Raw genomic sequence first — 25,994 nt, 5'->3', positions numbered from 1 at the left:
ATGTGCGTATGGGGGTCGAAACCACCAGCTGCCAGCGCGGGCCGGCATTGTATCCATGCAGTGACGCAGCCGACCTGGGGTCAGGTGCGCCGTGCTCCTAATCGAGCCGCTGTCTTTTTGTCAGGGCGCACGACGCAATCGCTAGGTCACCTGCTCCGTGAGTTTTCGCTCGGCTTCGGCCAGGCGCTGGCGGGCGGCTAGCAGCGCAGCTGCATCGGGGCTCGCCTCACGTTCCAGCTTGCGCAGGTCGGCACGGGCAAAGGCCAGTTCGGTCTTCAGTGCCCGGGTGGTTTCATCGACCGCTGGATTGCCCGTGCGAACCAGTACCGGCGCCGGCTTGCCGCAGGCCTGTTCAGCGGCATGCAGGGCCTGTTCGGCTTGCTCCAGCTCAGCTCGCAGCGCTGCCAGTTCGGATGCTTCGCGGCCTGCTTTTTCGGCCTTCTTTAACGCGGCACGCTTCACTGCCAGCTCGATCTTCGCCTGCTTCAGGGCTGGATCGGCCTCCGCTTTGGCAGGCGAGGTCGCCAAGCCATTTTCCAGCGCCGTAACGGCCTGCTCGGCCTGTTCGAGCTGCTCACGCAGACGGGCCAGCTCGGCCTGCTGGTCGGCATCCGGGGCGTCCAGCTTCTCGAGCTTGCGGATCTGTGCCTTGAGCATGGCTGCTTCGATCTTGGCCTTCTTCAAGGCGTCGTCCTGCACGGCGGGTGTCGCGGCTGGCGCAGGGGCGGCGCTTGCCACGGTCTGCTCGGCCTGTTCGAGCTGCTCGCGCAGACGGGCCAGTTCGGCCTGCTGGTCGGCGTCCGGGGCGTCCAGTTTCTCGAGCTTGCGGATCTGTGCCTTGAGCATGGCTGCTTCGATCTTGGCCTTCTTCAAGGCGTCGTCCTGCACGGCGGGTGTCGCAGTCGGCGCAGGGGCGGCGCTTGCCACGGTCTGCTCGGCCTGTTCGAGCTGCTCGCGCAGACGGGCCAGCTCGGCCTGCTGGTCGGCATCCGGGGCGTCCAGTTTCTCCAGTTTGCGGATCTGTGCCTTGAGCATGGCTGCTTCGATCTTGGCCTTCTTCAAGGCGTCGTCCTGCACGGCGGGTGTCGCGGCTGGCGCAGGGGCGGCGCTTGCCACAGTCTGCTCGGCCTGTTCGAGCTGCTCGCGCAGACGGGCCAGCTCGGCCTGCTGGTCGGCTTCCGGGGCGTCCAGTTTCTCTAGCTTGCGGATCTGCGCCTTGAGCATGGCCGCTTCGATCTTGGCCTTCTTGGCGGCGGTATCGTCGTTCACGGCAGGCTGGGTCGGCAGCGCCGCATCCAGCGCTTGCTGGGCTGCGGCGGCAGCCTCGCGCAACTGCACTACCTGGGCCTCGAGCTCGGCGGTCGCATGTGCGGCTAGTTGTTTCTCGGCTTTGCGCAGCGCGACCTGAGCCATGCTCGCCTCGATCTTCAGCCGCTTCTGCTCGTCGCTCAGGCCCGGTTTTTGCGCCTGGGCCTGTGCCACTGCGGCGGCGGTCGGTGTATCTGCCTGTGCGGCCTTGGCGCGTGCGGCTTTCTCTGCACGTGCTTTGCGCTCGGCTTCTTTCTGCTCCTCGGCCTTGCGCAGGCGTTCCTGGCGGAGCTCGAAGCGCTGTCGTGAATGTTCGGCCTTTTGCTGCTTCTGCTCGAGATCGCGGATGTCCGCCTTCGCGGCCCGGTAGTACTGCACCAGCGGGATGCTTGAGGGGCAGACATAGGCGCAGGCGCCGCACTCGATGCAGTCGAACAGGTTGTGCGCCTTGAGCTGTTCGTGTTCCTGGCCGAGGGCAAAGAAATGCAGCTGTTGCGGCAGCAGCCGCGCGGGACAAACCTCAGCGCATTCGCCACAGCGGATGCAGGGCAGTGCCGGTGGGGGGGCGGGTAGTTCGGCTGCGGTAACGGCGAGCAGACAATTGGTGGTCTTGATCAGCGGGACGTCGAGCGAGGGCAGCGTGAAGCCCATCATCGGGCCGCCCATGATCAGGCGGGACAGTCGATCGCTGTGCAGGCCGGCGAATTCGAGCAGCTCGCCGACGGGCGTGCCGATCAGTGCTTCGACGTTCATCGGCTGGCTCAGTGCTTCGCCGGTCAGCGTCGTGATGCGCGAGATCAACGGCCGGCCGAGCAGTACCGCGTCGTGCACGGCGACACAGGTACCGACATTCTGGCAAAGCATGCCGATGTCGGCAGGCAGGCCGCCGCTGGGAACCTCTTCGCCGGTGAGGATCTGAATCAGCTGCCGCTCGCCGCCAGACGGATACTTCGTCGCAAACACCTTCAGCACGTAAGGACGTTCGCCGAGTGCCTGACGGACCGCGGCAATGGCCTCCGGCTTGTTGTCCTCGATACCGATCATGACCTCAGCCGGGGCGATCAGGTGGACGAGGATGTCGATGCCGCTGACCAGGGCGCTGGCGCGCTCGCGCATCAGCAGGTCATCGGCGGTGATGTAGGGCTCGCACTCGGTGCCATTGATGATCAGCGTGCGGATCTGCTGGGCGGGTCTCGCGGCCAGCTTCACTGCGGTCGGAAAGCCGGCCCCACCAAGGCCGGTAATGCCGGCCTGGCGAATCCGCGCGAGCAGTTCGGTCGGCTCCAGGGCACGGTAATCGGAAATGGCCTCGCATGCGATCCACTCGTCCAGGCCGTCGCTGTCGATGACGATGGCGGCGCTCGGCAGGCCGGATGTGTGCGGGTAGGGCTGCGGGCCAATGACGCTCACCACCCCCGAGGTCGGCGCATGGACTGGCGCGCTGACCGCACTGGTCGCCTCGGCGATCTTCTGTCCCTTGAGCACGCGCTCGCCCACCGCGACGCAAGGTTCGGCAGGTGCGCCCAGGTGCTGTGCGAGCGGTACGATCAGCCGCCTCGGCAGCGGCGGCTGCTGGATCGGCGTACCGTTGGAAAGTGTCTTGTGCTCCGGCGGATGAATGCCGCCGGGAATGTCCCAGACCTTCAATGCGCTCATGCGGCTTGCTCCCGGTCGGTGGCAATCAGCCGAACCGGAGGCGTCGGCAAGTCCCATTTCCAGCTGCGCAGGTCGCGGCCGACCTCGATCATGTCGATACAGTCGACCGGGCAGGGCTCCACGCAAAGGTCGCAACCGGTGCACTCGGAGACGATGACGGTGTGCATCTGGCGTGCGGCTCCGACGATGGCGTCGACCGGGCAGGCCTGGATGCACTTGGTACAGCCGATGCACTCCGCTTCGCGGATATAGGCGACCATTTGCGGCTTCTCGCCGCCCTCGGCGTCCAGCGGCTCGGGCTCGACGTCGAGCAGGTCGGCCAGCGCCTGGATGGTCGCTTCGCCGCCCGGCGGACATTTGTTGATCTTGTCACCGGCGGCGATCGCTTCGGCGTAGGGTTTGCAGCCCGGATAGCCGCATTGGCCACACTGGGTCTGCGGCAGCAGGGCATTGACCTGCTCGGCGATGGGATCGCCCTCGACGCGAAAGCGTACGGCGGCGAATCCCAGGATGGCGCCGCATACCAGACACAGCGCGAGAAGCGCCAGAACGGCGACCAACACCATGCTCATAGCTTGATCAGCCCGGTAAAGCCCATGAACGCGAGCGACATGAGGCCCGCCGTGATCATGCCGATGGCCGGGCCCTGAAAGGAGCGCGGTACATCGGCAATGGCAATCCGCTCGCGCATGGCGGCGAACAGCACCAGGACCAGAGAAAAGCCCAGACCGGCGGCGAAGCCGTTCGCCGTGGCGGTGATGAAGGTGAACTCGCTCTTGTTGGCATTGAGCAGGGCGACGCCAAGGACGATGCAGTTGGTAGTGATCAGCGGCAGAAATATGCCAAGTACCCGGTACAGCAGCGGGCTGGTCTTGTTCACCACCATCTCGGTGAACTGAACGACCACGGCGATCACCAGGATGAAGCTGATGGTGCGCAAGAACTCCAGATCCAGCGGCTGCAGGACATAGCGCTGGACGAGATAACTGCACATCGCGGCCAGCGTCAGCACGAAGGTTGTCGCCAGAGACAGACCAATGGCTGTCTCGATCTTCTTGGACACGCCCATGAACGGGCATAGTCCGAGAAACTGCACCAGCACGAAATTATTGACGAGAATGGCGCTAACCATGATCAGGGCGAGTTCGGTCATTAGCGTTTCCGTCGCGATCTGCGGGAGCCGTGAAGGTAAAGGGCGGCTATTATCGGGAAGCGTCGCCGACGGTACAAGCTGCGGCGGGCTGCCGCAGCGTTCGGTCGGGCACGCCGATCATCCGATCGGTGATCGCGGCTGCCGCCGTTGTGGTCATATGCAAGGCATGCATGTCGGCAACCGACTGGCATGGAGGTGTCCATGAAAACGAGTGTGCTCGTGATGGCGCTGTCGTTGGTGCTGAGTGCCGGCCTGGCGCAGGCGCAGGCGCAGTGGCGCGGCGGCGTCTTTGTCTACGATCCGGAGGGGCCGCGCTACCAGGCGCCATCGCGGGACTATCGCTACGATCCCCGCAGCCCCTATCCATACCAGCCGCATTACCGTCCGAATCTCCCGCCGCGCTACGACGGGCGGCTGCCACAGCGCTACTACGACCGGCACGCTCCGGGACGCCTGGAACGTTATCCGCGCCGAGCCGACCGCTTTCCGCCGCATCGCTCCGCGCCGCCCGGGCAATGGCGTCCGCAGCAGCCTGGCGTGCCGCACTGGCAGCGCCCGCCGACGCGGGACTACCGCACCCTGCAGCGCGGCTACGATCACGGCGGGCGCTATCAGCCTTATCGCCGTTGAGCGCCGCTCGGCTAGCGATTGCGCCAGCGCGGTTCACGCTTTTCCAGAAAAGCCTGGATGCCTTCGTGCGTGTCTGCGGCGTCGAACAATCGAAGGAAGGTTTCCCGCTCGGCTGCCCGAAAGGATTCCGGCAGGCGCTTGCGCGCGCCGTCGATCAGCGGCTTTATCGCGCGAATCGCCACTGGGCTCTGCTGCGCGGCGCGCGCGGCAAGCATCAAGGCGTGTCCGCGCGACTCGCCACTCGGGCAGACCTGCTCGACCAGGCCGATGCGCAGGGCCGTGTCGGCGCGTATGCGCTCGCCACAGAGAATCATGCGCTTGGCCCAGCCTTCGCCGACCAGCCAGGCCAGCGCCTGCGTGCCACCGCCGCAGGGGGACAGGCCGAAGGCTGCGTCGGGCAGGCCCAATTCGGCCTGTTCTTCAGCGATGCGCAGGTCACAGGCAAGGGCGCATTCCAGGCCGCCCCCCAAAGCGAAGCCGTTGATCGCCGCAATGGAAACCCCACGGAAGTCGCGTAGCGCCTCGAAGGCTTCGCCGAACCGCCGCACCATCTCCTGTGCACGGATTGGATCGCCCTCGGCGAACTGCTGCAGATCCGCACCTGCACTGAAAAAGCGCTCGCCCTGGCCGGTGATGACCAGTGCGTAGATATCGTCGTCCCGGTCGAGATGCTCGACCACCTGCTTCAGGCCGATCAGCGACTCCCGGTCCCAGCTATTGGCCGGCGGGTGATTGATGGTGATGAGGGCTGTGTGACCGTGCTTTTCGACGGTCAGCTTGTGGGTGACGTCGAAAAAACCGGATTGATAGGGTTCAAGGGCTGTACGCATGCTGCTCGCTCTCCAAAACGCAGGCCGCCAGCGGCCATGTCAGACGTTACGACAGGTGCTGGAGCACGGCGTGCGCCCGAGCGCGGCGTACGTGGCGGTACGCCGCGCCCGTGGGGTGTCACTGCAGCTTGAGCGGTTGGTTGCCCGCGCGCCGTTCGTCCTGCCATTCGGCAAGTGTAGGCGCTGCCTGTTCGCCGCTGAGGCGGTGAACGATCTCGAAGTAGTCCTGCTTGAAGCGATCCTTGAGCACTTCTTCGCGAGGTTTGACGCGCACCGCGTACACCGTCTGGACATTCTGGTGGTCGAAGGCGCGCCACTGTTGTTCATCCTTGAGCAGGCTGTAGCGATGACCCTCCAGCGCGGCAATCACTTGCTCGCTGGCGATGCTCTTGGCACGTGTCGCGGCGTCGGCCCACTGGTAGACGATGCTGTACGCCGAGGCGGCGGAGCTGGATGGATGGGTCTGGTAGCGCTCATCGAAGTTCTTCACGAAGGCCTGGCCGGCGGCAGAGCCTTCGATCTCCGGGACGCGCCAGGTCCAGGGTTCGGTCCCGAGCACGCCGCGCATGATGTCCGGCCCGGCCAGCTCGACCATGCTTTGCGTCAGGTTCGGTACGGCGATCTGCATCTGCTTGGTCAGGCCGAGATCATTGGCGATGCGCATGGCGCGCACCATGTCCTCGCCGAACAATACGAGCGCCAGGACATCGGCGCCGCTGTCGCGTGCCTGTTCCAACGCCGCGCGGTACTGCGACAGGCGGGCCCCGGGGAAGGGGGTGCGCACACCTGGATGCTTGGCCGGGTCCTGTGTGCCGGTAGCCTGGCGAAGCGAGCTCTCGCTGGTGTGGCCCCAGGTGTAATCACTGGTGATGTAGAAGTAGCGTTTGCCCGGCAGGTGCTCGTTGAGGTATTGCCCCAGCACCCGTGCGCTCATCCAGGCGTTGTTGCACTCGCGGAACATGTAACGGTGGCCGTCCTTGCCCGTGGTGTCGTTGGAGTACGTCAGGGTGCCGAAATAGAGGAGCCCGCGCTCCTTGGCGCGTTTGCTGGCGGCGATTGCGACAGCACTGGAAACGCCACCGAATAGCATGGCGACGCCGTCATCGGCCATCTTGTCGACGTTGGCAACGGCCTTGGCCGGGCGAGACGCGGTATTGCGGCTGACCAGTTGCAGTGGTCGGCCGAGTACACCGCCGCGCGCGTTGATCTCGTCGATCGCCATCAGCGCGCCGCGCATCTGTGCGAGCCCTTCTTCCTTGTAACTGCCGGTGCGGGGGTAATTCAGTCCAAGGGTGATGGGATCGGCGGCCTGGGCAGCGACACAGAACCCTAGCGCCAGCGCCAAGAGGGGTATCCGTTTCATTGCAGATTCCTTGCGAGCTAATTGTTATTGGTTTGTTGGCAGTCAGCTTTTTTACTCTGCGGTCGCACGGGCGTCATCAGTTATCCCGTCAGCCGCGATCACGCCACGTCGTGAATGTGACCGAGACGCCATTTTGCCGGTGGCGGGGCGGGCATGTGTTGCTGCGGCGCAAGGCTCGGTCAGTTATTTGTCGTAGGCCTGCGTTGACAGTGCTCCCTGGCTTTTCTAGGGTGCCGCGGTCGAGTACGAGCAGGTGAGAGCATGCCGCAGGATGAGCGAATCAAGCTGGAGCCCAGCTGGAAGGAAGCGCTACGAGAGGAGTTCGAACAGCCCTATATGAAAGAGCTGGCGGCGTTCCTGCGTCGAGAGAAGGCGGCGGGCAAGGTCATTTATCCTCCGGGGCCGCTGATATTCAATGCGCTGAATTCGACACCGCTCGATCAGGTCAAGGTGGTGATCATCGGTCAGGACCCTTACCACGGTCCCGGGCAGGCGCACGGCCTGTGCTTTTCCGTGCAGCCGGGTATTGCGCCGCCACCCTCGCTGCAGAACATCTACAAGGAACTCAAGCGCGACCTGAACCTGCCGGTTCCGCCGCATGGTTACCTGCAGCGCTGGGCCGAGCAGGGCGTGTTGCTGCTCAACACTTCACTGACCGTCGAGCGTGGTTTGGCAGGCTCCCATGCCAAAGCAGGCTGGCATCGGTTCACCGACCGGATCATAGAGATCGTGGCCGACCGACGGCCACATCTCGTGTTTCTGCTGTGGGGAGCGCACGCACAGGGTAAAGCACGGCTGATCGACCCCACCCGACATTTGCTGCTCAAGTCGGCTCACCCATCGCCGCTTTCGGCGCACCGCGGTTTCATCGGCAATGGGCACTTCAGTCGGGCCAATCAATTCCTCAGGCAGCACGCCATGGAGCCCATCGATTGGCGCCTGCCCGAGGCTGTTTAAGTAGCTGCAGTGGGATCAGTCTTGCTCGACGTGTCGGGTTTGGAGTTGTTTGGCCTGCTGCAGATGCTCCTCGAGCGTGGGTAGCATTTTTTCGGCGAACTGCTTCAGGTCCGAGTTCTGGCCGTTCTTCAGGTAGTCGCGATACAGCTCGATGGTCTGCTCGTGGGCCACGACCTGGTTGTTCGCATAAGCCTCGTTGAAGTCCTCGCCGTCACGCAGCTCGAGAATCATCGCCTTGGCCTTGTTCATCAACGTGGCTTCGTCGGAGAGCGGCAGGTTTTTTTCCTTGGCCAGGCGCGCCATGTCCTGGCGTGACTTCGTATGGTCGTCGAGCATCCGCTGGGCAAAGGCGCGCACGTCCTCTGCCTGGCTCGTTTCGAGCGCCATGCGCGCGGTCTCGATTTCGGCAATGCCATTGGCTGACGCCCGGTCGAGGAAGTCATCGCCCTGTGCGGCGTGAGCCAGGTTGGCGGCGAAGCCGAGCAGCAGGACGGCAGCGGCGCGAAGATAGGTTCGGGTAGCGTGCATCATCAGCGTTCTCCAGCGTGGACCAGGTGTTCCCAGCCAGGTAGTTGGCAGGGCGTGTCGGCATGGGGCCGTCTCTGGGTGTGACTGGATCGGCTGAGGCGCGTTCGTGTTTTCGGCCGAGCGGTTACCTGGTCGCCGTCAGACGCCGCTGGCGTTATTGAAGCATGCTCATTGCAGCATCCATGGCGACCGAAAGGTCTTCGTCATCGTGCAACAGGGTGCTGGGGTCGAGGCCGAGCTTGGCGAAGGCGGGAATCCGCTGCCAGTCCAGCTGGGTGAACGGATGGTTGGTGCCCAGGTAGCTCTGCAATGTGGCGACCTGCACGATATCGGTGTAATCGGCGGCGGCGGAGTCGCGAGTGAAGTCGCAGTACTGACCGGGCACGACGGCAATCGGCTCGAGGAAGTCCCAGGTGCGCAGGATGCGCTCGCCGAGGATCGGATGAATCTTGTCGATCACGTGGTTCAGGCTGATCGAGTCGGCCATCAGGGCGCCGTGCTCTTCGGCATAGGTCAGGATCGGCAAGACGCCAATCTGGTGCACCAGGCCGGCGAGTGTCGCCTGGTCGGGCAGCAGGCGCGTGTAATGGCGGCACAACACATGGCTGATGGCTGCGACCTCGGTGCTCTTGTTCCAGACTTCACGCATCTTGCGGTCGACCACGTCGGTGGTGGCCTGGAACATTTGCTCCATGGCCAGCCCGGTGGCCAGGTTGCAGGTGTAGTTGATGCCCAGGCGACCGATGGCCGTCTGCAGATCGTTGATCTCCCGGTTGGTGCGCAAAAGGGGGCTGTTGACCACCTTGATGATGCGCGCGGTCAGCGCGGCATCGTTGCCGATGACCTTGCTCAGCGCAGCAATGCTGATATCCGGATCTTCGGTGGCCTCGCGTACGCGCAAGGCGACCTCGGGCAGAGTCGGTAACACCAGGTCGTCGTTCTCGATGGCTAGCAGCAGGTCGCGTTGGACCTTTTCGGCGAGGGTGCTCATGTCATTCCTTGTCTTCTGGGCAGAGGCCGCGGCGATCATTGGGCCGCCGTCGATTTATACGGGCTTCAGCGCTGGATTTCCTGGTCGGGGTTCAAGGTATAGGGAAGCGTCAGCAGGGTGAGCGGCAGGCCATCCGGCGAGCCGAGATAAATGCGGCCGTCGGCCGCGGCGTCTTCCTGTAGCACGACGAGCATCTCGATGCCGTCCGGCGTCGGGGCCGCCAGTACCACCTCGCCAACGCTCGAGCCGTGGGTAGGCGAAAACAGCTCGACGCCCGGGCTCGGCAGGTCGGTCGAGGGTGCCATCAGGCTGAGCCGGTGGAGCCTGCGCTTGAGCTTGCCGAGGTATTGCATGCGCGCCACGATTTCCTGGCCCGTGTAGCAGCCTTTCTTGAAGCTGACACCACCGAGTGCCTGGAGGTTGATCATTTGCGGGATGAACAGCTCGGTCGTGGCACCAAAGACCTGCCCGATACCGGCACGTATCTGGGCGAGCAGCCAATGCTCCAGCGGCACCTGCAGGAGGCGTGTCTGCAACTGCTCACGCACTTGTCCGGCGCCTTGGTGCGCCCAGAGCTCGGTGCGGCCGTCTGATAAGCGAATCGCCAGCAGCCCCTCCTGGCGCGCGACGCTGTCCGGCGCCTGAGGCAGGTCCAGGCCAAGGCTGGCCAGCACCTCGTCGGCGCCGCTCAGGCCGAAGCGATTCCAGCGTTCGCTTTCGTCGGACAGGCGGGACTTGGAGAAAGCTGCGTATTTGCTGAGATTTTCCAGCTGTGGCGGCAATAACTCAGTAGCCATGGCCAGCAGATAGCCGTCGCCATCCTGGACGATCCGGAAGCTCGACTGCATGCGCCCCTTCGGCGTACAGCGCGCGCCCAGGCTGGAGGCGTGTTCGCCGATATAGGCGAGGTTGCAGGTCAGCTGGCCCTGCAGAAACTTGGCGGCGTCCGGGCCGCGCACGGCAAGGACACCTTCGTGCGACAGGGGGCAGAAGTAGGCGGCATCGGTCATGTTCGTTCCCGTATCAGTGCGAGGCGCCATCATAGCAAGGCGCATCATATAAGTTGGTGGCCGCGACGTGGCTACCGGCGACTGCCGCAGCGGCACTGCTGTCGCTATAATGCGGCCCTCAACCAAGGAGCCGTTGCATGGCCGATCAAATCGAACTCAATCGCCTCTTCTGGCACAGCCGTCGTGGAATGCTGGAGCTGGACGTTCTGTTGGTGCCCTTCGTCAAGGAGGTCTACCCGGCATTGGACGAGGAGGATCAGCGCCGCTATCGCAAGCTGCTCGAATGCGAGGATCAGGATATGTTCGGCTGGTTCATGGAGCGTGAAGAGCCGCAGGACGAGGACTTGCGGCGGATGGTTCGCATGATCCTCGATCGTGTCCAGCCCAAGTAATCGATCCTTCGAATGGCACTGGCGGCCATCGCGGCGGCTGGCCTGGGGCTATGCTCTGGTCGCCTGCCTGGCCGTGCTCAGCGTCTGGCTCAGCGCTGCGCCAATAGGGGTGAAGGCGGTGGTCCTGGTCTTGGCTGGAGTACATGCCGGATGGGTCGTCCCGCGCTCGGTCACGCTTTCGCATCCTGCTAGCTGGCGTGCTCTGCGGCTGGATGCCGGTGGCTGGCAACTCTGGAACGCCGGTTCCGGATGGCAGTCCGCCCGCTTGCTGCCGGACAGCATGGCACTTCCCGCGCTGATCCTGCTGCGTATGCGCCTGCCTGGCAGGCGTTTGGCTGTGAGTGTCTGTATCCCTGCCGACAGCCTGCCGAAGGATCTCCATCGGCAGCTGAGAGTTCGGCTGAAGTTCAGTCGTCAGCGCTGGGCGGAACCAGAATAGTGTCGGCTGCGGTAGCCAGTTGTTGGGGAAAGTCCAGCGTGTAGTGCAGGCCGCGGCTTTCCTTGCGCTGCATGGCCGAGCTGATCATCAGGTCGGCGACCAGCGCCAGATTGCGCAGTTCGAGCAAGTCGCGGCTGACCTTGTAGTTCGAATAGAACTCGTCGATCTCGCTGAGTAGCAGCTTCACTCGGTGCTGGGCGCGCATCAGGCGTTTCGTGGTTCGCACGATGCCGACGTAGTCCCACATGAAGCGCCGTAACTCGTCCCAGTTGTGAGCGATGATGACGTCCTCGTCCGAATCGGTGACCTGGCTGGCATCCCAGGCTGGCAGGTCCTGCGGTATGGGCACTTGCTGCAGTTCGCGCAAGATATCCTCGGCCGCTGAACGGCCATAGACGAAGCACTCGAGCAGTGAATTGCTGGCCATGCGGTTGGCGCCATGCAAGCCGGTGAAGCTGGTCTCGCCGATCGCGTAAAGCCCCGGGATGTCTGTCCGGCCTGCATCGTCTACCACCACGCCGCCACATGTGTAATGAGCGGCGGGAACAACAGGGATCGCTTGGCGAGTGATGTCGATGCCAAACGCCAGGCAGCGCTCGTACACCGTCGGAAAATGAGCCTTGATGAAGTCGGCAGGCTTGTGGCTGATGTCGAGGAAGACGCAGTCGATGCCCAGGCGCTTCATTTCGTGGTCGATCGCGCGTGCCACGATGTCACGTGGCGCCAGTTCTGCGCGTTCGTCGAAACGCGGCATGAAGCGCTCGCCGTTCGGCAGCTTCAGCAGAGCGCCTTCGCCACGCAGTGCTTCGGTGATGAGAAAGCTCTTGGCCTGCGGATGATACAGGCAGGTTGGATGGAACTGGTTGAACTCGAGGTTGCCGACGCGACACCCGGCGCGCCAGGCCATGGCGATACCATCGCCGCAGGCGCTGTCCGGGTTGCTGGTATAGAGGTAGACCTTTGCGGCGCCGCCGGTCGCCAGCACCACGAACCGCGACTGAAAGGTGTCGACTTCCCCGGTGTGGCGGTTAAGGACGTAGGCGCCCAGGCAGCGCTTGCCCGGCAGGCCTAGCTTCTGCTCGGTGATCAGGTCGACCGCGACCCGCTGTTCGAGGAGCTCGATATTGGTTCTGCTCTGGGCGCGCCTGAGCAATGTGCTGAAGATTGCAGCGCCGGTAGCGTCGGCAGCGTGGATGATGCGTCGGTGACTGTGGCCACCTTCGCGGGTGAGATGGAACTCAAAGCTGCCGTCTTCCCGATCGTGCGTGTCGTCGCGGGTGAAGGGAACACCTTGCTCTATTAGCCATCCGATGGATTCTCGACTGTGCTCGACGGTAAAACGGACGGCCTGCTCGTGACACAGCCCTGCGCCGGCCACAAGCGTATCAGCGACATGTGAGTCCACCGTGTCGCTGGTATCCAGCACCGCGGCTACTCCCCCCTGCGCCCAATAGGTCGAACCGTTGGAGAGGTCACCTTTACTAAGGACCGCGATCCTCAGGCTTTCAGGCAAATTCAGGGCTAGGGTCAGGCCAGCAGCGCCGCTGCCGATGACCAATACGTCGTATTGATAATGCTGGCTCATCTCGACATCCACGAATGAGATCGCCGGTAGTATATAGACCGCGCCGTGCGGCAATATAGCTGAAAGGGATTAATCTTCGCGCTCGTGGAACTTTTCTTGCAGGCGTGCGATCCATAGATGCTTGAGAGTGCTCGCTGCACGGTGATGCCGGTATCAGCGGGCTAGGGCGTGAGAGCCCGACACGGAAACGTAGTTGCGCAGTTGCCGCCAACGTATTGCAGGAAAGCTTGCTAGGAAGGGGGAGAACTTTTGCGTAAAGCCCGGGTCTATTCTGGCAGGTCGGTTCGCTGGTGTGAGCGATGCGCCCTCGGTAAGGAGGCGTATCTATGTTGACCCAGGAGCAAGACCAGCAGCTGGTTGAGCGTGTTCAGCGAGGGGATAAGCGCGCGTTTGATCTGCTGGTTATGAAATATCAGCACAAGATCCTTGGGTTGATCGTGCGCTTCGTGCACGACTCTCATGAGGCTCAGGATGTCGCGCAGGAAGCGTTCATCAAGGCCTACCGAGCGCTGAGCAACTTTCGCGGTGACAGTGCCTTTTACACATGGCTGTACCGCATCGCCATCAATACGGCGAAGAATCATCTGGTGGCGCGTGGTAGGCGACCGCCAGACAGTGACGTAAGTTCCGAAGATGCCGAGTTCTATGAGGGTGACCACGCTCTAAAGGACATCGAGTCGCCGGAGCGGTCGCTGCTCAGGGATGAGATTGAAGACACCGTTCATCGGACAATTCAGCAACTGCCGGAAGATTTGCGCACGGCCTTAACATTGCGCGAATTCGATGGTCTTAGTTACGAAGACATTGCGAGCGTGATGCAGTGTCCCGTCGGAACGGTACGCTCCCGGATATTCCGGGCGCGTGAAGCCATCGATAAGTCGTTGCAACCCTTGTTGCATGAATCCTGAGACAGCGGCGACAGCCAAGAGAGGAACCGCCATGAGTCGTGAAGCCCTGCATGAATCGCTGTCCGCGGTGATGGATAACGAAGCGGACGAGTTGGAATTACGTCGCGTGCTCGCAGCAAGCGACGATCAAGAAGTACGTGCCACCTGGTCGCGTTATCAAATCGCCCGTGCCGTGATGCACAAGGAGCTGATCGAGCCGCGGTTGGATATCTCGGCAGCGGTTTCCGCCGCGATTGCCGATGAGGCTGTGCCGAGTGTGCCAGCTCGTGCAGGCGTCGCATGGCGCAATCTGGGTCGGTTGGCTGTAGCGGCTTCGGTGACCGTGGCAGTGCTGGCCGGCGTGCGTCTGTACAATCAGAATGACGTCGCGGCACCGCAACTTGCGCAAGAGGCGGCTCCGCCAGCTATCTCCGTGCCGCAGGCCACTCAGGGGCCGGCTGTATTGGCAGGTTATAGTGAGGGGCAGACGGAGGTGCAGGCGCAGCCTGCGGCCGAAGCTGCACCGATTGATCGCTGGCACGAAGAGCGTTTGCCGTCCTATGTGCGTCAGCATGCCCAGCAAGCGGCATTTGGAAGTGGCTCGGACGGTGCGCTGCCGTATGCTCGCGCAGCCAGCATGGAAGAACGCTAACTAAGGAAGAACATGCGCGCACTGCCGCTATGTGTAGTAATCGGAGGCTGGCTATCGATGCCGGCCTTCGCTGCAGATGCCGATACCTGGATGGCCAGCCTCGCAAAAGCGGGGCAGAGCCATAGTTATGCCGGAACGTTTGTCTACGGACGCGATGGCAGCTTTTCCAGTCATGCGGTTTGGCATCAAGTCAAGGGTGGCGAAGTCCGCGAGCGACTGCTGCAGCTCGATGGGCCTGCTGTTGAGGTCGTTCGGATCAATGGCCAAGTCCAATGTTCCAGCGATGAGTTCGCTTCTGCGGCTGAACCCAGTCAGGCGTGGCAAAACCCACGTTTTGATGCCAAGGCCTTATCCGAGTGGTATGAATTCCGGGTCATCGGGGAGTCACGTATCGCTGATCGGCCCGCGGTGGCGATCGCCGTGCTGGCCCGTGACCAGCATCGATACAGTTTCGAGTTGCACCTGGATCGAGAAACGGCGTTTCCAATCAAGTCGCTCATGCTCAGTGAGAAAGGGCAGCTCCTCGAGCGCCTGCAATTCACGCATTTCGAGGCTGGCAATGTTCCGGCGCCTGGACTGAAGGCGACGGCTGCGTGCAAGTCGGTAGAACATGTCGAACGAACCGAGCCTTCGAGCGGTTGGCGGGCCGATTGGCTGCCTCCTGGCTTCAAGCTGCTGGAGTCGGCACAGCGTCCAGGCGTCGATGCGGACGTCCCGGTCACCTGGCTCTCCTATGGTGATGGGCTGGCCCGTTTTTCCGTGTTCATCGAGCCGTTGCGCGGGGCGCAGGTGCACGACGCGCGGAGTCAGATGGGGCCGACCGTTGTCGTCTCCAAGCGCATCAGCGGTTCGGGGGGCGACGTAATGGTCACCGTCGTCGGCGAGGTGCCGCTTGGAACTGCCGAGCGTGTAGCGCTTTCGGCGCGTTCCGAAGGCGAGGCCGCCGGTCAGTGATCGAGGAGCGCGGGCGCGTCATCGCGGTGGAAGACGGGGCGGTCTGGGTACAGACCGAGGTGCAAAGCACCTGCTCGGGCTGTTCAGCAAAGAATGGCTGCGGGCAGGGCTTGATGAACCGGCTGGGCGTACAGGAACGACGCGGCCTGACTCGAGCCGCTACCAGCCTCAGGTTGCAGGTCGGGGATGGCGTCGTGATCGGCATTTCCGAGCGCGCGCTCCTGCATGGAGCCGTCCTGGTTTATCTGCTTCCGCTATTTTTCCTGTTCGTAGGTGCGCTGCTGGCGCAAAGCCTGTCGGCTGCCGAGCCTGTGACGATTCTCGGTGGGCTACTGGGCTTCTTGGCAGGCTGCTGGTTGGTGCGGCAAAGCAGCAAACGGATCGACCAGAACGCTGAGTTACAACCAATCGTGCTGCGTGCTCTGCTCTCGGAGTCCGCGTGCAGCAGCGGGAGCGGTATGCGGGAGCACCTGCTCTAGCTGTTCCGCCTGGCAGGGGCCGACATTCTCGGTCCCGATATTCGGCATTTCACGTTCGCCCGGCTTTGTTCCGGCGCACCTGTCTGATCTCACCCAGCTCGCCGAGCACGCTTCGCCTGCCGCCGCGAATCCAGGCTGAGGCGCTGCAACGCTATAGCGGCGCCAGGTCCGGCCTAGGGCTTCACGGTTCCCTGGCGGGCGCTGCTTGCCAGCAGACAGCTGATCAGCGGCCGCTGAAACGCGATATGCATCTCCGCAGGCAGTGGAGCGCAGGCGTGCGGGCCGGACATCCGCGTTGGCGCGGCAGGTTGATGCTAGAACGCCTTGTGCCCAACGCGCAGGCGGGAATGCAGGGCCCGTTTCATTACGCTCGGGCCGCCCGGGCGATCCGAGCAGGGGCCTCTCCGAGCGCATTGGTGTGGCTCGATGGTCAGCTCGCGTGGCACTCGATAGCTTGATCGGTTAAACTCCGCGGCTATTTTGGCAGGCGCCCGGTCTGCGACATCTATCGAGTGTTGAGCTTTGAGTGACCTGAGTCATATCCGCAATTTCTCCATCATCGCGCACATCGACCATGGCAAGTCGACCTTGGCAGATCGCTTCATCCAGATATGCGGGGGCCTCTCCGACCGTGAGATGGAAGCGCAGGTGCTGGATTCGATGGATCTGGAACGTGAGCGCGGCATCACCATCAAGGCACATAGCGTGACCCTGCACTACAACGCGCAGGACGGCCGTACCTACCAGCTGAACTTCATCGATACGCCGGGGCACGTTGACTTCACCTATGAAGTCAGTCGGTCGCTGGCTGCTTGCGAAGGCGCGATCCTGGTCGTCGATGCAGGGCAAGGCGTGGAAGCGCAGTCGGTCGCCAATTGCTACACCGCGATCGAGCAGGGGCTGGAGGTCATGCCCGTGCTGAACAAGATGGACCTGCCGCAAGCCGAGCCGGAGCGCGTCAAGGAAGAGATCGAACACATCATCGGTATCGATGCGACCGATGCGGTCCCGTGCAGTGCCAAGAGCGGCATGGGCGTGGTCGACGTGCTCGAGCGCCTGGTCAAGATCATTCCTGCGCCCGAAGGCGAAATCGAAGCCCCCCTGCAGGCGCTGATCATCGATTCGTGGTTCGACAATTATCTGGGCGTAGTGTCCCTGGTTCGGGTCAAGCATGGCCGTGTGAAGAAGGGCGACAAGATCCTCGTCAAGTCGACCGGCAAATTGCATCAGGTGGACAGCGTCGGCGTGTTCACGCCCAAGCACACCGCCACAGAGGATCTGAAGGCCGGCGAAGTGGGCTTCATCATCGCGGGCATCAAGGACATTCACGGCGCGCCGGTCGGTGACACGCTGACGCTGTCAAACACGCCGGATGTCGAGATGTTGCCGGGCTTTCAGCGAATCAAGCCTCAGGTCTACGCCGGTCTATTCCCGGTCAGCTCCGACGATTTCGAGGATTTCCGCGAGGCGCTGCAAAAGCTGACGCTCAATGACGCCGCCTTGCAGTTCGAGCCGGAGAGCTCCGATGCGCTGGGTTTCGGCTTCCGCATCGGCTTCCTCGGCATGCTGCACATGGAGATCATCCAGGAGCGGCTGGAGCGCGAGTACGATCTGGATCTGATCACCACGGCACCTACGGTGATCTACGAGGTGGTGCTGAAGAGCGGCGACACCGTGTATGTGGACAACCCTTCCAAGCTGCCGGACCTGGCCTCGATTGCCGAAATGCGCGAACCGATCGTGCAGGCCAACATCCTGGTGCCGCAGGACCATCTGGGTAATGTCATCGCGCTGTGCATCGAAAAGCGTGGCGTTCAGCGGGACATGCAGTTCCTCGGCTCGCAGGTCCAGGTGCGCTACGACCTGCCCATGAGCGAGGTGGTGCTGGATTTCTTCGATCGACTGAAGTCGGTAAGCCGCGGCTACGCCTCGCTCGACTACAGCTTCGATCGCTTCCAGGCGGCAAACCTGATCAAGCTGGACGTGCTGATCAATGGCGAGAAGGTCGATGCGTTGGCGCTCATCGTCCATCGTGACAATGCGCACTATAAAGGCCGTCAGCTGACCGAGAAGATGAAGGAGCTGATCCCTCGGCAGATGTTCGATGTCGCCATCCAGGCCGCTATCGGTGGCCAGGTCGTCGCTCGTACTACGGTCAAGGCGCTGCGCAAGAACGTTCTCGCCAAGTGCTACGGTGGCGATGTCAGCCGCAAGCGCAAACTGCTGGAAAAGCAGAAGGCGGGCAAGAAGCGCATGAAGCAAGTCGGTAGCGTCGAAATCCCTCAGGAAGCTTTCCTCGCGGTGCTCAAGGTAGATAGCTGATATGTCGATCAATTTCCCTTTGCTGCTGGTCATCGCCGTATTGGTGTCCGGCCTGCTGGCGCTGAGCGATCTGTTGTATTTCGCCCCCCGGCGGCGTGCGGCCATCGCCAGCTATCAGGGACGCACCGATCAGGTAGACGCGCAGGCGCTGGAAGCCCTCAACCGCGAGCCGGTCCTCATCGAGTACGGCAAGTCGTTCTTTCCGGTGCTGGCCATCGTGCTGGTGCTGCGCTCCTTTCTCGTCGAGCCTTTCCAGATCCCGTCCGGCTCGATGAAGCCCACGCTGGAGGTCGGCGATTTCATCCTGGTCAACAAATTTGCCTATGGCATTCGGTTGCCGGTGATCGACACCAAGATCATTGAAGTAGGTGACCCGAAGCGCGGCGACGTGATGGTGTTCCGCTACCCGAGCGATCCCAACATCAACTACATCAAGCGTGTGGTCGGCCTGCCGGGAGACGTGATTCGCTACAGCAGCGACCGTCGGCTGTATGTGAACGACAAGCTGGTCGCCGAGACGCTGATCGGCGAAGAGCCGGGTAGTCTGGGCAGCGCGGTGCTATACCGCGAGCAACTCGGCGATGTCGAGCACATCATCCGCAAGGAGATGGGGCGCTACCGCATCGAGCCCAGCAGGCAGTGGACGGTCCCGCAAGGGCACTACTTCATGATGGGCGACAACCGCGATAACTCGAACGACAGCCGTTACTGGCAGGACGATACCATTGCGCCGGAGTTGGTTGGCATGGTTCCCGATCGCAATATCGTCGGCAAGGCATTTGCCGTGTGGATGAGCTGGCCTGATCCGAAGCTCAGCAACCTGCCGCACTTTTCGCGGGTGGGGTTGATTCACTGAGGCTGTGAAATGCCGCCGCTGACGCCGGTGCGTGGCTCGCTATAGTGGGCACGCCCCGCTGGGTGGGTATCGAGACGACTAGAGGTCGACATGAGTTTCGCGCGTTCGCAGAATGGGTTGTCCATGCTGAGCTGGCTGGTGGTCCTGGCTCTCGTGGCCTTCTTCGCCAGCACCGCATTCAAGATGCTGCCGCACTACATGGACTATATGTCCCTGGACAAGGTGATCACATCGGTTGAAACCGAACAGGCCGAGGAAATCCGAAGCGTTGGCGAGTTCTATACTCACGTCAGCAAAGGCCTGCAGGTGAACGGCATTCGCGATTTCGATCTGCGCGATGCACTGAAGGTGGAAATCCAGGACAACGAATTCCGCGCCCACCTCAAATATGAAAAACGTGAGCCACTGATCAGCAACCTCGATCTGGTGGCCAACTTCGACAAAGAATATCGCCTAAGGATGCCGTGAGCACTTCGCTAGCCCGTCTCGAGCGCAAGCTCGGTTATCACTTCAAGGACCAGGAGCTGATGCTCCTGGCGCTCACGCACCGCAGCTATGCCGGGCGCAATAACGAACGCCTCGAGTTCCTCGGTGACGCCATCCTGAACTTCATCGCCGGCGAGGCGCTGTTCAACCACTTTCCGCAAGCCAAAGAAGGCCAGCTCTCTCGCCTGCGCGCCCGGCTGGTCAAGGGCGAAACGCTGGCGGTGCTCGCCCGCGGCTTCGAGCTGGGCGACCATCTGCGCCTTGGTTCCGGCGAGCTCAAGAGCGGCGGTTATCGCCGTGAGTCGATCCTGGCCGACACGCTCGAGGCGCTGATTGGCGCGATCTACCTCGATGCCGGCATGGAAGCGGCACGTGAGCGGGTGCTGGACTGGCTCGCGGGGGAGCTGCAAGGCTTGACGCTGGTCGACACCAACAAGGATCCGAAGACGCGACTGCAGGAGTTCCTGCAATCGCGCGCCTGCGAATTGCCGCGCTACGAGGTGGTGGACATTCAGGGCGAACCGCATTGCCGCACCTTCTTCGTCGAATGCCAGGTAGCCTTGCTGACCGACAAGACCCACGGGCAGGGCGCCAGCCGGCGTATCGCCGAACAGGTGGCTGCGGCCGCCGCACTCATCGCCCTTGGCGTGGAGAATGGACATGACTGAACACCTTGAACCGGCGCAGCACGATGCCGTCAGCCGTTGTGGCTACGTCGCTATCGTCGGCCGGCCGAACGTCGGCAAGTCGACCTTGCTCAACCATATTCTCGGGCAGAAGCTGGCGATCACCTCGCGCAAGCCGCAGACCACCCGTCACAACATGCTCGGCATCAAGACCGAGGGCAGCGTGCAGGCGGTCTATGTCGATACCCCGGGCCTGCACCAGAACGGCGAGACCGCGCTCAACCGCTACATGAACCGCACCGCGGCCTCCGCGCTGAAGGACGTCGACGTGGTGATTTTCGTCGTCGATCGTACCCGCTGGACCGATGAGGACCAGGCTGTGCTGGAGCGCGTACAGTACGTTACTGGGCCGCTGATCGTGGCGGTGAACAAGACCGACCGCATCGAGGACAAGGCCGAGCTGCTGCCTCATCTGCGCTGGCTCGCCGAGCAGTTGCCCAACGCCGAGATCGTGCCGATTTCGGCGCAGCATGGACAAAATCTGGAAACGTTGGAAAACCTGGTCGCCGAGCGCCTGCCCGAGGGCGAGCATTTCTTCCCGGAAGACCAGATCACCGATCGCAGCAGCCGCTTTCTTGCCGCCGAGCTGGTACGCGAGAAGATCATGCGGCAGCTTGGCGCCGAGGTGCCGTACCAGATCACCGTCGAGATCGAGGACTTCAAGCAGGAAGGCCACGTGCTGCACATCCACGCGCTGATTCTGGTCGAGCGCGACGGCCAGAAGAAGATCATCATCGGCGACAAGGGTGAGCGCATCAAACGCATCGGCCAGGAAGCGCGCAAGGACATGGAGGTGCTGTTCGACTCCAAGGTCATGCTCAACCTGTGGGTCAAGGTCAAGGGTGGCTGGTCCGACGACGAGCGCGCACTGCATTCGCTCGGTTATCAGTAAACGCGTTAGCACACTTGCTGCGCGCACCAGGCACGCCCTGACCCGCCATGCACCAGCCTGCATTCGTACTGCATAGCCGTCCCTACAAGGAAAGCAGCGCGCTCGTCGAGCTGTTCACCCCCCAGGGACGGCTGCGCGCGGTGATGCGCGCAGCTCGCGGCAGGGCCGGCAGCCTGCTGCGCCCCTTCGTTTCGCTGGAAATCGAGCTGCGCGGCCGGAGCGACCTGAAGACCGTGGCACGCCTGGAGCAGGCCGGGCCAACATTCTGGCTCGACGGTCAGGCTCTGTTCAGCGGTCTGTACCTGAACGAACTGCTGGTTCGTCTGCTGCCGGTCGAGGATGCCCAGCCGGCCCTCTTCGAGCACTACGCGGCGACGCTGCCGGCATTGGCGGCCAAACGACCGATCGAGCCATTGCTGCGTGCCTTCGAGTGGCGGCTGCTTGGCGAGCTCGGCTATGGCTTCGCGCTCGAGCACGACCTCCAGGGCTTGCCGATCGAGCCTGCTGGCCTCTACCGTCTGATTCCCGATGCCGGTCTCGAGCCCGTCTCGCAATTCCAGCCCGGCCTGTTCAACGGGGCCGAGCTGTTGGCGATGGCCGAGGCCGACTGGCAGGTGCCGGGAGCACTGGCGGCGGCCAAGAGGCTGATGCGCCAGGCCTTGGCGCCCCACCTGGGCGGCCGGCCGTTGGTCAGCCGCGAGCTGTTCATGAACATGAAGGAGGTATCGCGTGACTGAAGCCAATCGAATCCTGCTCGGTGTCAATGTCGACCATGTCGCGACGCTACGCCAGGCGCGCGGCACCCGTTATCCCGATCCGGTCAAGGCCGCGCTGGATGCCGAGGAGGCGGGAGCCGACGGTATCACCGTGCACCTGCGCGAAGACCGTCGACATATCCAGGAACGCGACGTTCTGATGATGAAGGACGCCCTGCAGACGCGAATGAACTTCGAGATGGGCGTCACCGAGGCGATGCTCGCGTTTGCTGAGCAACTGCGCCCCGAACATGTCTGCCTGGTCCCGGAGACGCGCCAGGAACTCACCACCGAGGGCGGTCTGGATGTGGCCGGCCAGGAGCCGCGTATTCGTGAGGCGGTCGAGCGACTGACGCTCTGCGGGGCCGAGGTTTCGCTGTTCATCGATGCCGATCCCCGTCAGATCGAAGCGGCAGCGCGTATCGGGGCTCCGGCTATCGAGCTGCACACCGGGCGCTATGCCGATGCGCACAGCGTTGCCGAGCGGGCGTGCGAGCTCGCACGCATTCGCGACGGTGTGGAGGCCGGCCTCAGCCATGGCCTGATCGTCAATGCCGGGCATGGGCTGCACTATCACAACGCCGAAGCCATCGCCGCCATCCGCGGGGTCAACGAGCTGAACATCGGCCACGCCATCGTGGCGCATGCGCTGTTCGTCGGCTTCAAGCAGGCGGTCAAGGAAATGAAGCATCTGATCCTGAGTGCGGCGGCGCGGGGCTGAAAGAGCCGGGAGTGTTAGCCGCAATAACACGCGGCGCGTGGCGGGCAGGCCCCGATTGGTGAGGTTGCGCCTGCTGTCATCAGCGCGCAAAGCGCCCCCAAGTGCGGGGCGCCGTATCCCACCCTAGCGGCGGAACAGGTTGATCAGTACGGTCAGCACCACGCTGAGGATCACCATCGAGGTGATCGGGATGAACACCCGGCTGCGTTCGGATTCGATGCGAATGTCGCCCGGCAGGCGGCCGAACCAGTTCAGCAGCCACGGGAAATAGTGCCAGGCGATGCCGAGCGCGAGCAGTACCGCCCCGGCGAAGATCATCCAGCGTGCCATGTCGGCTCCACGCTGGCTTCCGGGCGATGGCCGCCGAAACGGCTGCGGTATTCGGCGAAGGCGGCAATCACCTGGGCGGCCAGCACCTCGACGGCATCGCTGCGATTGCTACCACGCAGCAGGTTGATCCGATAGTCGCCCAGTTGCGGCAGCCCGTACTGCCCGTCCAGCCGTTGCAGGGGCGGGCGGACCAGGCTCGCCGGGTAGGGCGCGATCGCCAGGTCGGCGATCATCGCCGCTTCCTGACCGGACGACTGCTCGCTCGAGTAGGCGATGCGGTAGCCGCGGCCGATGCGATCGAGCGCGTCCAGGGCTTGCCGACGCCATGCACAGTCCGGGCTGGCCAGCGCCAGCGGCAACGGCGTGCGCAGTGCGGCGACGCCGCCGCTGCGGCCGGCCCAGACCAGGGGTTCGCTGTGGATCGGCTCGCCCCGTGAATCGTCCTGCCCGAGATTGCCGGTGGTGATCAGCGCCAGATCCAGTTCGCCGGCATCGATACGCTCGATCATGTCGACGCTGCGGGCGACCGAAACCTCGACTTCCACGCCAGGATGGCTGCGCGCGAACAGCGCCAACAGGCCGGGCAGAATACGCGTGCCGACGTCGGCTGGCGTGCCAAACCGTACGCGCCCCTGCAGTGCCGGCTGGAGGAACTGCGCGACCGCCTCCTCGTTGAGCTTGAGCAGCCGTCGTGCATAGCCGAGCAGGATCTCTCCGGCAGGCGTCAGGCGCACCTGTCGCGCTTCACGGATGAAAAGCGAGCGGCCAAGCGTCTCTTCCAGGCGTTTGATCTGCATGCTGACCGCCGAGGTGCTGCGGTAGATCTGCCCGGCGGCCCGGGTAAAGCTGCCGCTCTCGGCGATGGCGACGAAGGTGCGCAGCACATCGCTTTCCAGCAGAGGCGTGGCGCTCATATGGGCATCGGATTCCGGCATGGCCTTTATTCAATATTGTTGAACGCAGGGTTTGATATTAGTCGTTTGTTTGAACGCTGGGCGCCCGCTCATCCTGTTCGTCAATTCAACACAGCCGAGTTCTTTCGTCTCGGTTGTTGACGGCGAACGGAGGTGAGCCATGTCTGGAAAAGCACGCAAAACCGACGTTGGGCGCAGAGTGGAGCCCGAGCTGCCAGATTTCTACATGCCGGCGATGCCGCCGCTGGGGCTGCAGCGCAGCCTATGCGAGTGGCTGCGTGCCTGGCGTCAGCGCCGGCTGTATCGGCAACTGCTCGAGCTCGATGACCGGGCGCTGGCGGCGCGTGATCTGAATCGCCAACTGCTCAGCGAAAAAGCCCGGCTGCCGCTGCGTCAATTGATGGCGCAGCGGCGAGATTGCTGCGCCGCTGACTAGCTGGCCCACGGCCCGCCCGCATCAGGCGTCAGGGCTTGCGGGCCAATAGCACTGCGCGCATGGGGGCCGGCAGCCCTTCTACGGTGCGACCATGGTCCTGCGGGTCGAGGAAATCCGGTAGCGACTGGTAGCGCATCCAGTCAGTGCTGCGCTGTTCCTCGACGCTGGTCACGCTGACGTCAACGCAGCGCACATCGACGAAGCCGGCCCGGCGCAGCCAGCGTTCCAAGGCCGGCACCGAGGGTAGGAACCAGACGTTGCGCATCTGTGCGTAGCGGTCCTCGGGCACCAGCGCGGTGTGCTCGTCGCCCTCGACCACCAGCGTTTCGAGCACCAGCTCGCCACCGCGGACCAGGCAGTCCTTCAGGTCGAGCAGGTGATCGATGGGCGAACGACGATGGTAGAGCACCCCCATGGAGAATACCGTCTCGAAGCCTTCGAGCTTGGGTGGCAGCTCTTCCAGGGCGAAGGGCAGGTGCCAGGCGGGCAGTTCCGGCAGGTAGCGCTTCATCGCATGGAACTGGCAGAAGAATAGCCAGTTCGGGTCGACGCCGACCACGCTGTCGGCGCCGGCGCCGAGCATGCGCCACATGTAGTAGCCGTTGCCGCAGCCGACATCGAGGATGCGCTTGCCGGCCAGATCCAGGTGCGGCGCGACCCGATCCCACTTCCAGTCCGAGCGCCACTCGGTATCGACATGCACACCGAATACGTCGAACGGACCCTTGCGCCACGGCGAGAGCCCCATCAGAGCCTCACGGGTGGCCTGGCGTGTGCCGTCGTCACAGGCCGCGTCGAGACGGAAGCATTCGCGCAGCTCGATCTGCGTCGGCATCAGCGCGGGCAGCGCTTCCACGGCACGCCGCCAGCGCGGCAGGTCGCCGTGGCCGATGGCGAGCTTGGCATCCAGTTGCTGCTGAACGCCGTTGGCCCAGGCGGCCAGTGGGGTGCCGGCCAGGCGCCAGGAGAGGGAGGTCAGGTCGAGGTTCATGGCAGGGCGATCAGCGAAGCGAAGTTCAGGCATTGGAACCAGGGCACGACCTTGGAAAAGCCGGCCTCGAGCAGGCGCTGGCGATGGGTTTCCAGACTGTCGGGTTTCATCACGTTCTCGATGGCGCTGCGTTTCTGGGCGATTTCCAGTTCGCTGTAGCCATTGGCGCGCTTGAAGGCGACGTGCAGGTCGGTCAGCAGCTGTTGCTCGCCGTCGTCCTCGAAACGCAGTTTCTCCGACAGGATCAGCGCGCCGCCCGGCACCAGCGCCTGGCGAATGCGGCCGAGCAGGGCCGGGCGCTGTTCGGGGGCGATGAACTGCAGGGTGAAGTTCAGCGCTACCAGCGAGCAGGGCTGGAACTCCAGGGCGAGGATGTCGGCCTCGATCACCTCCACCGGCAGCAACTCCTGGAACATCGAGTCCTGGGCGTGGAGGTACTCGCGACAACGCTCGACCATCGCACTGGAGTTGTCCACCGCGATCACCTGGCAGTTGTTCTGGCTGACGTGCCGGCGCAGGGCCTGGGTCACCGCGCCCAGCGAACAGCCGAGGTCGTACAGGCAGGTACTGGCCTGGGCGAACTGTGCGGCAATCACGCCGATGTTCTCGACGATTGTCGGGTAGCCGGGCACCGAGCGCTTGATCATGTCGGGAAACACCCGCACTACGTCCTCGTTGAAGACGAAGTCGGGTACCTGGGCCAGGGGCTGGGCGAACAGACGGTCGGGATCGTGGCTCACGTTGGTGGCGGCGTGCTGGAAAACGGGGCGGCATTGTAGCGGAAAGCCGCT

General features: G+C 63.3%; 29 protein-coding genes. 16 read left to right on the top strand and 13 right to left on the bottom strand.

Going from position 1 to position 25,994, the window contains the following annotated elements:
• Positions 1 to 141 precede the first annotated feature (141 nt).
• From rsxC to rsxA, 3 genes are read right to left on the bottom strand one after another with little or no spacing between them, the layout of a single operon-like run.
• Positions 142 to 2,964: an electron transport complex subunit RsxC gene (gene rsxC, locus AC0KXH_RS14635; protein WP_488223620.1), complete on the bottom strand. Its 2,823-nt coding sequence runs from the start codon at positions 2,962 to 2,964 to the stop codon at positions 142 to 144.
• A complete protein-coding gene (gene rsxB / locus AC0KXH_RS14630; RefSeq protein WP_041104306.1) occupies positions 2,961 to 3,536 on the bottom strand; it encodes an electron transport complex subunit RsxB in 576 nt (191 codons plus the stop codon). Before rsxB ends, rsxC begins: the two co-directional genes overlap by 4 nt.
• The gene (rsxA, locus tag AC0KXH_RS14625) at positions 3,533 to 4,117 is read right to left on the bottom strand and encodes an electron transport complex subunit RsxA (RefSeq protein ID WP_041104308.1); all 585 of its coding nucleotides are present in this window, start codon (positions 4,115 to 4,117) and stop codon (positions 3,533 to 3,535) included. Before rsxA ends, rsxB begins: the two co-directional genes overlap by 4 nt.
• A gap of 201 nt (positions 4,118 to 4,318) precedes the next feature.
• Here rsxA and AC0KXH_RS14620 point away from each other — a divergent pair, with 201 nt between their 5' ends.
• Entirely contained in the window at positions 4,319 to 4,747 is a 429-nt protein-coding gene (locus tag AC0KXH_RS14620; protein WP_488223619.1) for a hypothetical protein, read from the top strand.
• Positions 4,748 to 4,758: 11 nt separating this feature from the next.
• Here AC0KXH_RS14620 and AC0KXH_RS14615 read toward each other — a convergent pair whose 3' ends face one another.
• Both AC0KXH_RS14615 and AC0KXH_RS14610 read right to left on the bottom strand, forming a co-directional pair.
• Entirely contained in the window at positions 4,759 to 5,577 is an 819-nt protein-coding gene (locus tag AC0KXH_RS14615) for an enoyl-CoA hydratase (protein ID WP_488223618.1), read from the bottom strand.
• Between the two features lie 118 nt (positions 5,578 to 5,695).
• Positions 5,696 to 6,940, bottom strand: coding sequence for a substrate-binding protein (locus AC0KXH_RS14610; RefSeq protein WP_041104312.1), 1,245 nt, complete (start codon positions 6,938 to 6,940; stop codon positions 5,696 to 5,698).
• 261 nt (positions 6,941 to 7,201) lie between these two features.
• Between AC0KXH_RS14610 and ung the strand changes: the two genes are divergently transcribed.
• Entirely contained in the window at positions 7,202 to 7,897 is a 696-nt protein-coding gene (gene ung / locus AC0KXH_RS14605; RefSeq protein WP_043221543.1) for a uracil-DNA glycosylase, read from the top strand.
• A 15-nt stretch (positions 7,898 to 7,912) separates the two neighbouring features.
• Here the strand turns inward: ung and AC0KXH_RS14600 are convergent, their stop codons facing one another.
• The 3 genes from AC0KXH_RS14600 to ygfZ all read right to left on the bottom strand — a co-directional run bounded on the left by AC0KXH_RS14600 (position 7,913) and on the right by ygfZ (position 10,426).
• On the bottom strand, positions 7,913 to 8,428 hold the full coding sequence (locus tag AC0KXH_RS14600) for a DUF4142 domain-containing protein (RefSeq protein ID WP_041104316.1): 516 nt from the start codon (positions 8,426 to 8,428) through the stop codon (positions 7,913 to 7,915).
• Positions 8,429 to 8,579: 151 nt separating this feature from the next.
• Positions 8,580 to 9,416, bottom strand: a complete 837-nt coding sequence (locus AC0KXH_RS14595; RefSeq protein ID WP_488223617.1) for an HDOD domain-containing protein — start codon at positions 9,414 to 9,416, stop codon at positions 8,580 to 8,582.
• Between the two features lie 65 nt (positions 9,417 to 9,481).
• Positions 9,482 to 10,426, bottom strand: a complete 945-nt coding sequence (ygfZ, locus tag AC0KXH_RS14590) for a CAF17-like 4Fe-4S cluster assembly/insertion protein YgfZ (RefSeq protein ID WP_165562897.1) — start codon at positions 10,424 to 10,426, stop codon at positions 9,482 to 9,484.
• A gap of 137 nt (positions 10,427 to 10,563) precedes the next feature.
• Between ygfZ and AC0KXH_RS14585 the strand changes: the two genes are divergently transcribed.
• On the top strand, positions 10,564 to 10,818 hold the full coding sequence (locus tag AC0KXH_RS14585; RefSeq protein WP_041104322.1) for an FAD assembly factor SdhE: 255 nt from the start codon (positions 10,564 to 10,566) through the stop codon (positions 10,816 to 10,818).
• Complete coding sequence (locus tag AC0KXH_RS14580; RefSeq protein ID WP_076342778.1) at positions 10,802 to 11,257, top strand: protein YgfX; 456 nt, start codon at positions 10,802 to 10,804, stop codon at positions 11,255 to 11,257. Before AC0KXH_RS14585 ends, AC0KXH_RS14580 begins: the two co-directional genes overlap by 17 nt.
• Here AC0KXH_RS14580 and nadB read toward each other — a convergent pair.
• On the bottom strand, positions 11,226 to 12,842 hold the full coding sequence (nadB, locus tag AC0KXH_RS14575; protein WP_488224615.1) for an L-aspartate oxidase: 1,617 nt from the start codon (positions 12,840 to 12,842) through the stop codon (positions 11,226 to 11,228). The two genes, AC0KXH_RS14580 and nadB, sit on opposite strands and share 32 nt — an antisense overlap.
• 326 nt (positions 12,843 to 13,168) lie before the next feature.
• Between nadB and rpoE the strand changes: the two genes are divergently transcribed.
• The 11 genes from rpoE (at position 13,169) to pdxJ (ending at position 22,532) form a co-directional block, all read left to right on the top strand.
• A complete protein-coding gene (gene rpoE / locus AC0KXH_RS14570) occupies positions 13,169 to 13,750 on the top strand; it encodes an RNA polymerase sigma factor RpoE/AlgU (protein ID WP_041104326.1) in 582 nt (193 codons plus the stop codon).
• Positions 13,751 to 13,781: 31 nt separating this feature from the next.
• Positions 13,782 to 14,381 carry a sigma-E factor negative regulatory protein gene (locus tag AC0KXH_RS14565; RefSeq protein ID WP_061337478.1) on the top strand — a complete coding sequence of 200 codons (600 nt, stop codon included), beginning with the start codon at positions 13,782 to 13,784 and terminating at the stop codon, positions 14,379 to 14,381.
• A 12-nt stretch (positions 14,382 to 14,393) separates the two neighbouring features.
• Positions 14,394 to 15,335 (top strand): MucB/RseB C-terminal domain-containing protein, encoded by a 942-nt coding sequence (locus tag AC0KXH_RS14560; protein WP_488223616.1) that lies wholly within the window; start codon positions 14,394 to 14,396, stop codon positions 15,333 to 15,335.
• Positions 15,332 to 15,814, top strand: a complete 483-nt coding sequence (locus tag AC0KXH_RS14555; RefSeq protein WP_312198218.1) for a SoxR reducing system RseC family protein — start codon at positions 15,332 to 15,334, stop codon at positions 15,812 to 15,814. Before AC0KXH_RS14560 ends, AC0KXH_RS14555 begins: the two co-directional genes overlap by 4 nt.
• A 522-nt stretch (positions 15,815 to 16,336) precedes the next feature.
• Entirely contained in the window at positions 16,337 to 18,136 is a 1,800-nt protein-coding gene (gene lepA, locus AC0KXH_RS14550) for a translation elongation factor 4 (RefSeq protein WP_041104334.1), read from the top strand.
• A 1-nt stretch (position 18,137) separates the two neighbouring features.
• Positions 18,138 to 18,992 carry a signal peptidase I gene (lepB, locus tag AC0KXH_RS14545; protein ID WP_041104336.1) on the top strand — a complete coding sequence of 285 codons (855 nt, stop codon included), beginning with the start codon at positions 18,138 to 18,140 and terminating at the stop codon, positions 18,990 to 18,992.
• A gap of 90 nt (positions 18,993 to 19,082) precedes the next feature.
• Positions 19,083 to 19,460, top strand: a complete 378-nt coding sequence (locus AC0KXH_RS14540) for a DUF4845 domain-containing protein (RefSeq protein ID WP_041104338.1) — start codon at positions 19,083 to 19,085, stop codon at positions 19,458 to 19,460.
• Positions 19,457 to 20,146 carry a ribonuclease III gene (gene rnc / locus AC0KXH_RS14535; protein ID WP_041104339.1) on the top strand — a complete coding sequence of 230 codons (690 nt, stop codon included), beginning with the start codon at positions 19,457 to 19,459 and terminating at the stop codon, positions 20,144 to 20,146. The genes AC0KXH_RS14540 and rnc overlap by 4 nt, the downstream gene beginning before the upstream one ends.
• On the top strand, positions 20,139 to 21,056 hold the full coding sequence (gene era / locus AC0KXH_RS14530; protein ID WP_041104340.1) for a GTPase Era: 918 nt from the start codon (positions 20,139 to 20,141) through the stop codon (positions 21,054 to 21,056). The genes rnc and era overlap by 8 nt, the downstream gene beginning before the upstream one ends.
• A gap of 47 nt (positions 21,057 to 21,103) precedes the next feature.
• Positions 21,104 to 21,793, top strand: coding sequence for a DNA repair protein RecO (gene recO, locus AC0KXH_RS14525; protein WP_312761280.1), 690 nt, complete (start codon positions 21,104 to 21,106; stop codon positions 21,791 to 21,793).
• Positions 21,786 to 22,532, top strand: a complete 747-nt coding sequence (gene pdxJ / locus AC0KXH_RS14520; protein ID WP_061337472.1) for a pyridoxine 5'-phosphate synthase — start codon at positions 21,786 to 21,788, stop codon at positions 22,530 to 22,532. Before recO ends, pdxJ begins: the two co-directional genes overlap by 8 nt.
• Before the next feature lie 123 nt (positions 22,533 to 22,655).
• On the opposite strand, the gene AC0KXH_RS14515 is transcribed toward pdxJ, so the two are convergent.
• Entirely contained in the window at positions 22,656 to 22,862 is a 207-nt protein-coding gene (locus AC0KXH_RS14515; protein WP_061341200.1) for a DUF2905 domain-containing protein, read from the bottom strand.
• A complete protein-coding gene (locus tag AC0KXH_RS14510) occupies positions 22,847 to 23,797 on the bottom strand; it encodes a LysR substrate-binding domain-containing protein (RefSeq protein ID WP_376752633.1) in 951 nt (316 codons plus the stop codon). Before AC0KXH_RS14510 ends, AC0KXH_RS14515 begins: the two co-directional genes overlap by 16 nt.
• 139 nt (positions 23,798 to 23,936) lie before the next feature.
• Here AC0KXH_RS14510 and AC0KXH_RS14505 point away from each other — a divergent pair, with 139 nt between their 5' ends.
• Entirely contained in the window at positions 23,937 to 24,212 is a 276-nt protein-coding gene (locus AC0KXH_RS14505) for a hypothetical protein (protein WP_249329917.1), read from the top strand.
• 28 nt (positions 24,213 to 24,240) lie between these two features.
• On the opposite strand, the gene cmoB is transcribed toward AC0KXH_RS14505, so the two are convergent.
• Entirely contained in the window at positions 24,241 to 25,203 is a 963-nt protein-coding gene (cmoB, locus tag AC0KXH_RS14500) for a tRNA 5-methoxyuridine(34)/uridine 5-oxyacetic acid(34) synthase CmoB (protein WP_488223615.1), read from the bottom strand.
• The gene (cmoA, locus tag AC0KXH_RS14495; protein ID WP_237145049.1) at positions 25,200 to 25,943 is read right to left on the bottom strand and encodes a carboxy-S-adenosyl-L-methionine synthase CmoA; all 744 of its coding nucleotides are present in this window, start codon (positions 25,941 to 25,943) and stop codon (positions 25,200 to 25,202) included. The genes cmoB and cmoA overlap by 4 nt, the downstream gene beginning before the upstream one ends.
• Positions 25,944 to 25,994 lie beyond the last annotated feature (51 nt).

The organism is Stutzerimonas sp. CXK-1 (assembly GCF_057738225.1).
Note: the sequence above shows the minus strand (reverse complement) of the source record. Positions and strands in the feature narration are given on the sequence as shown.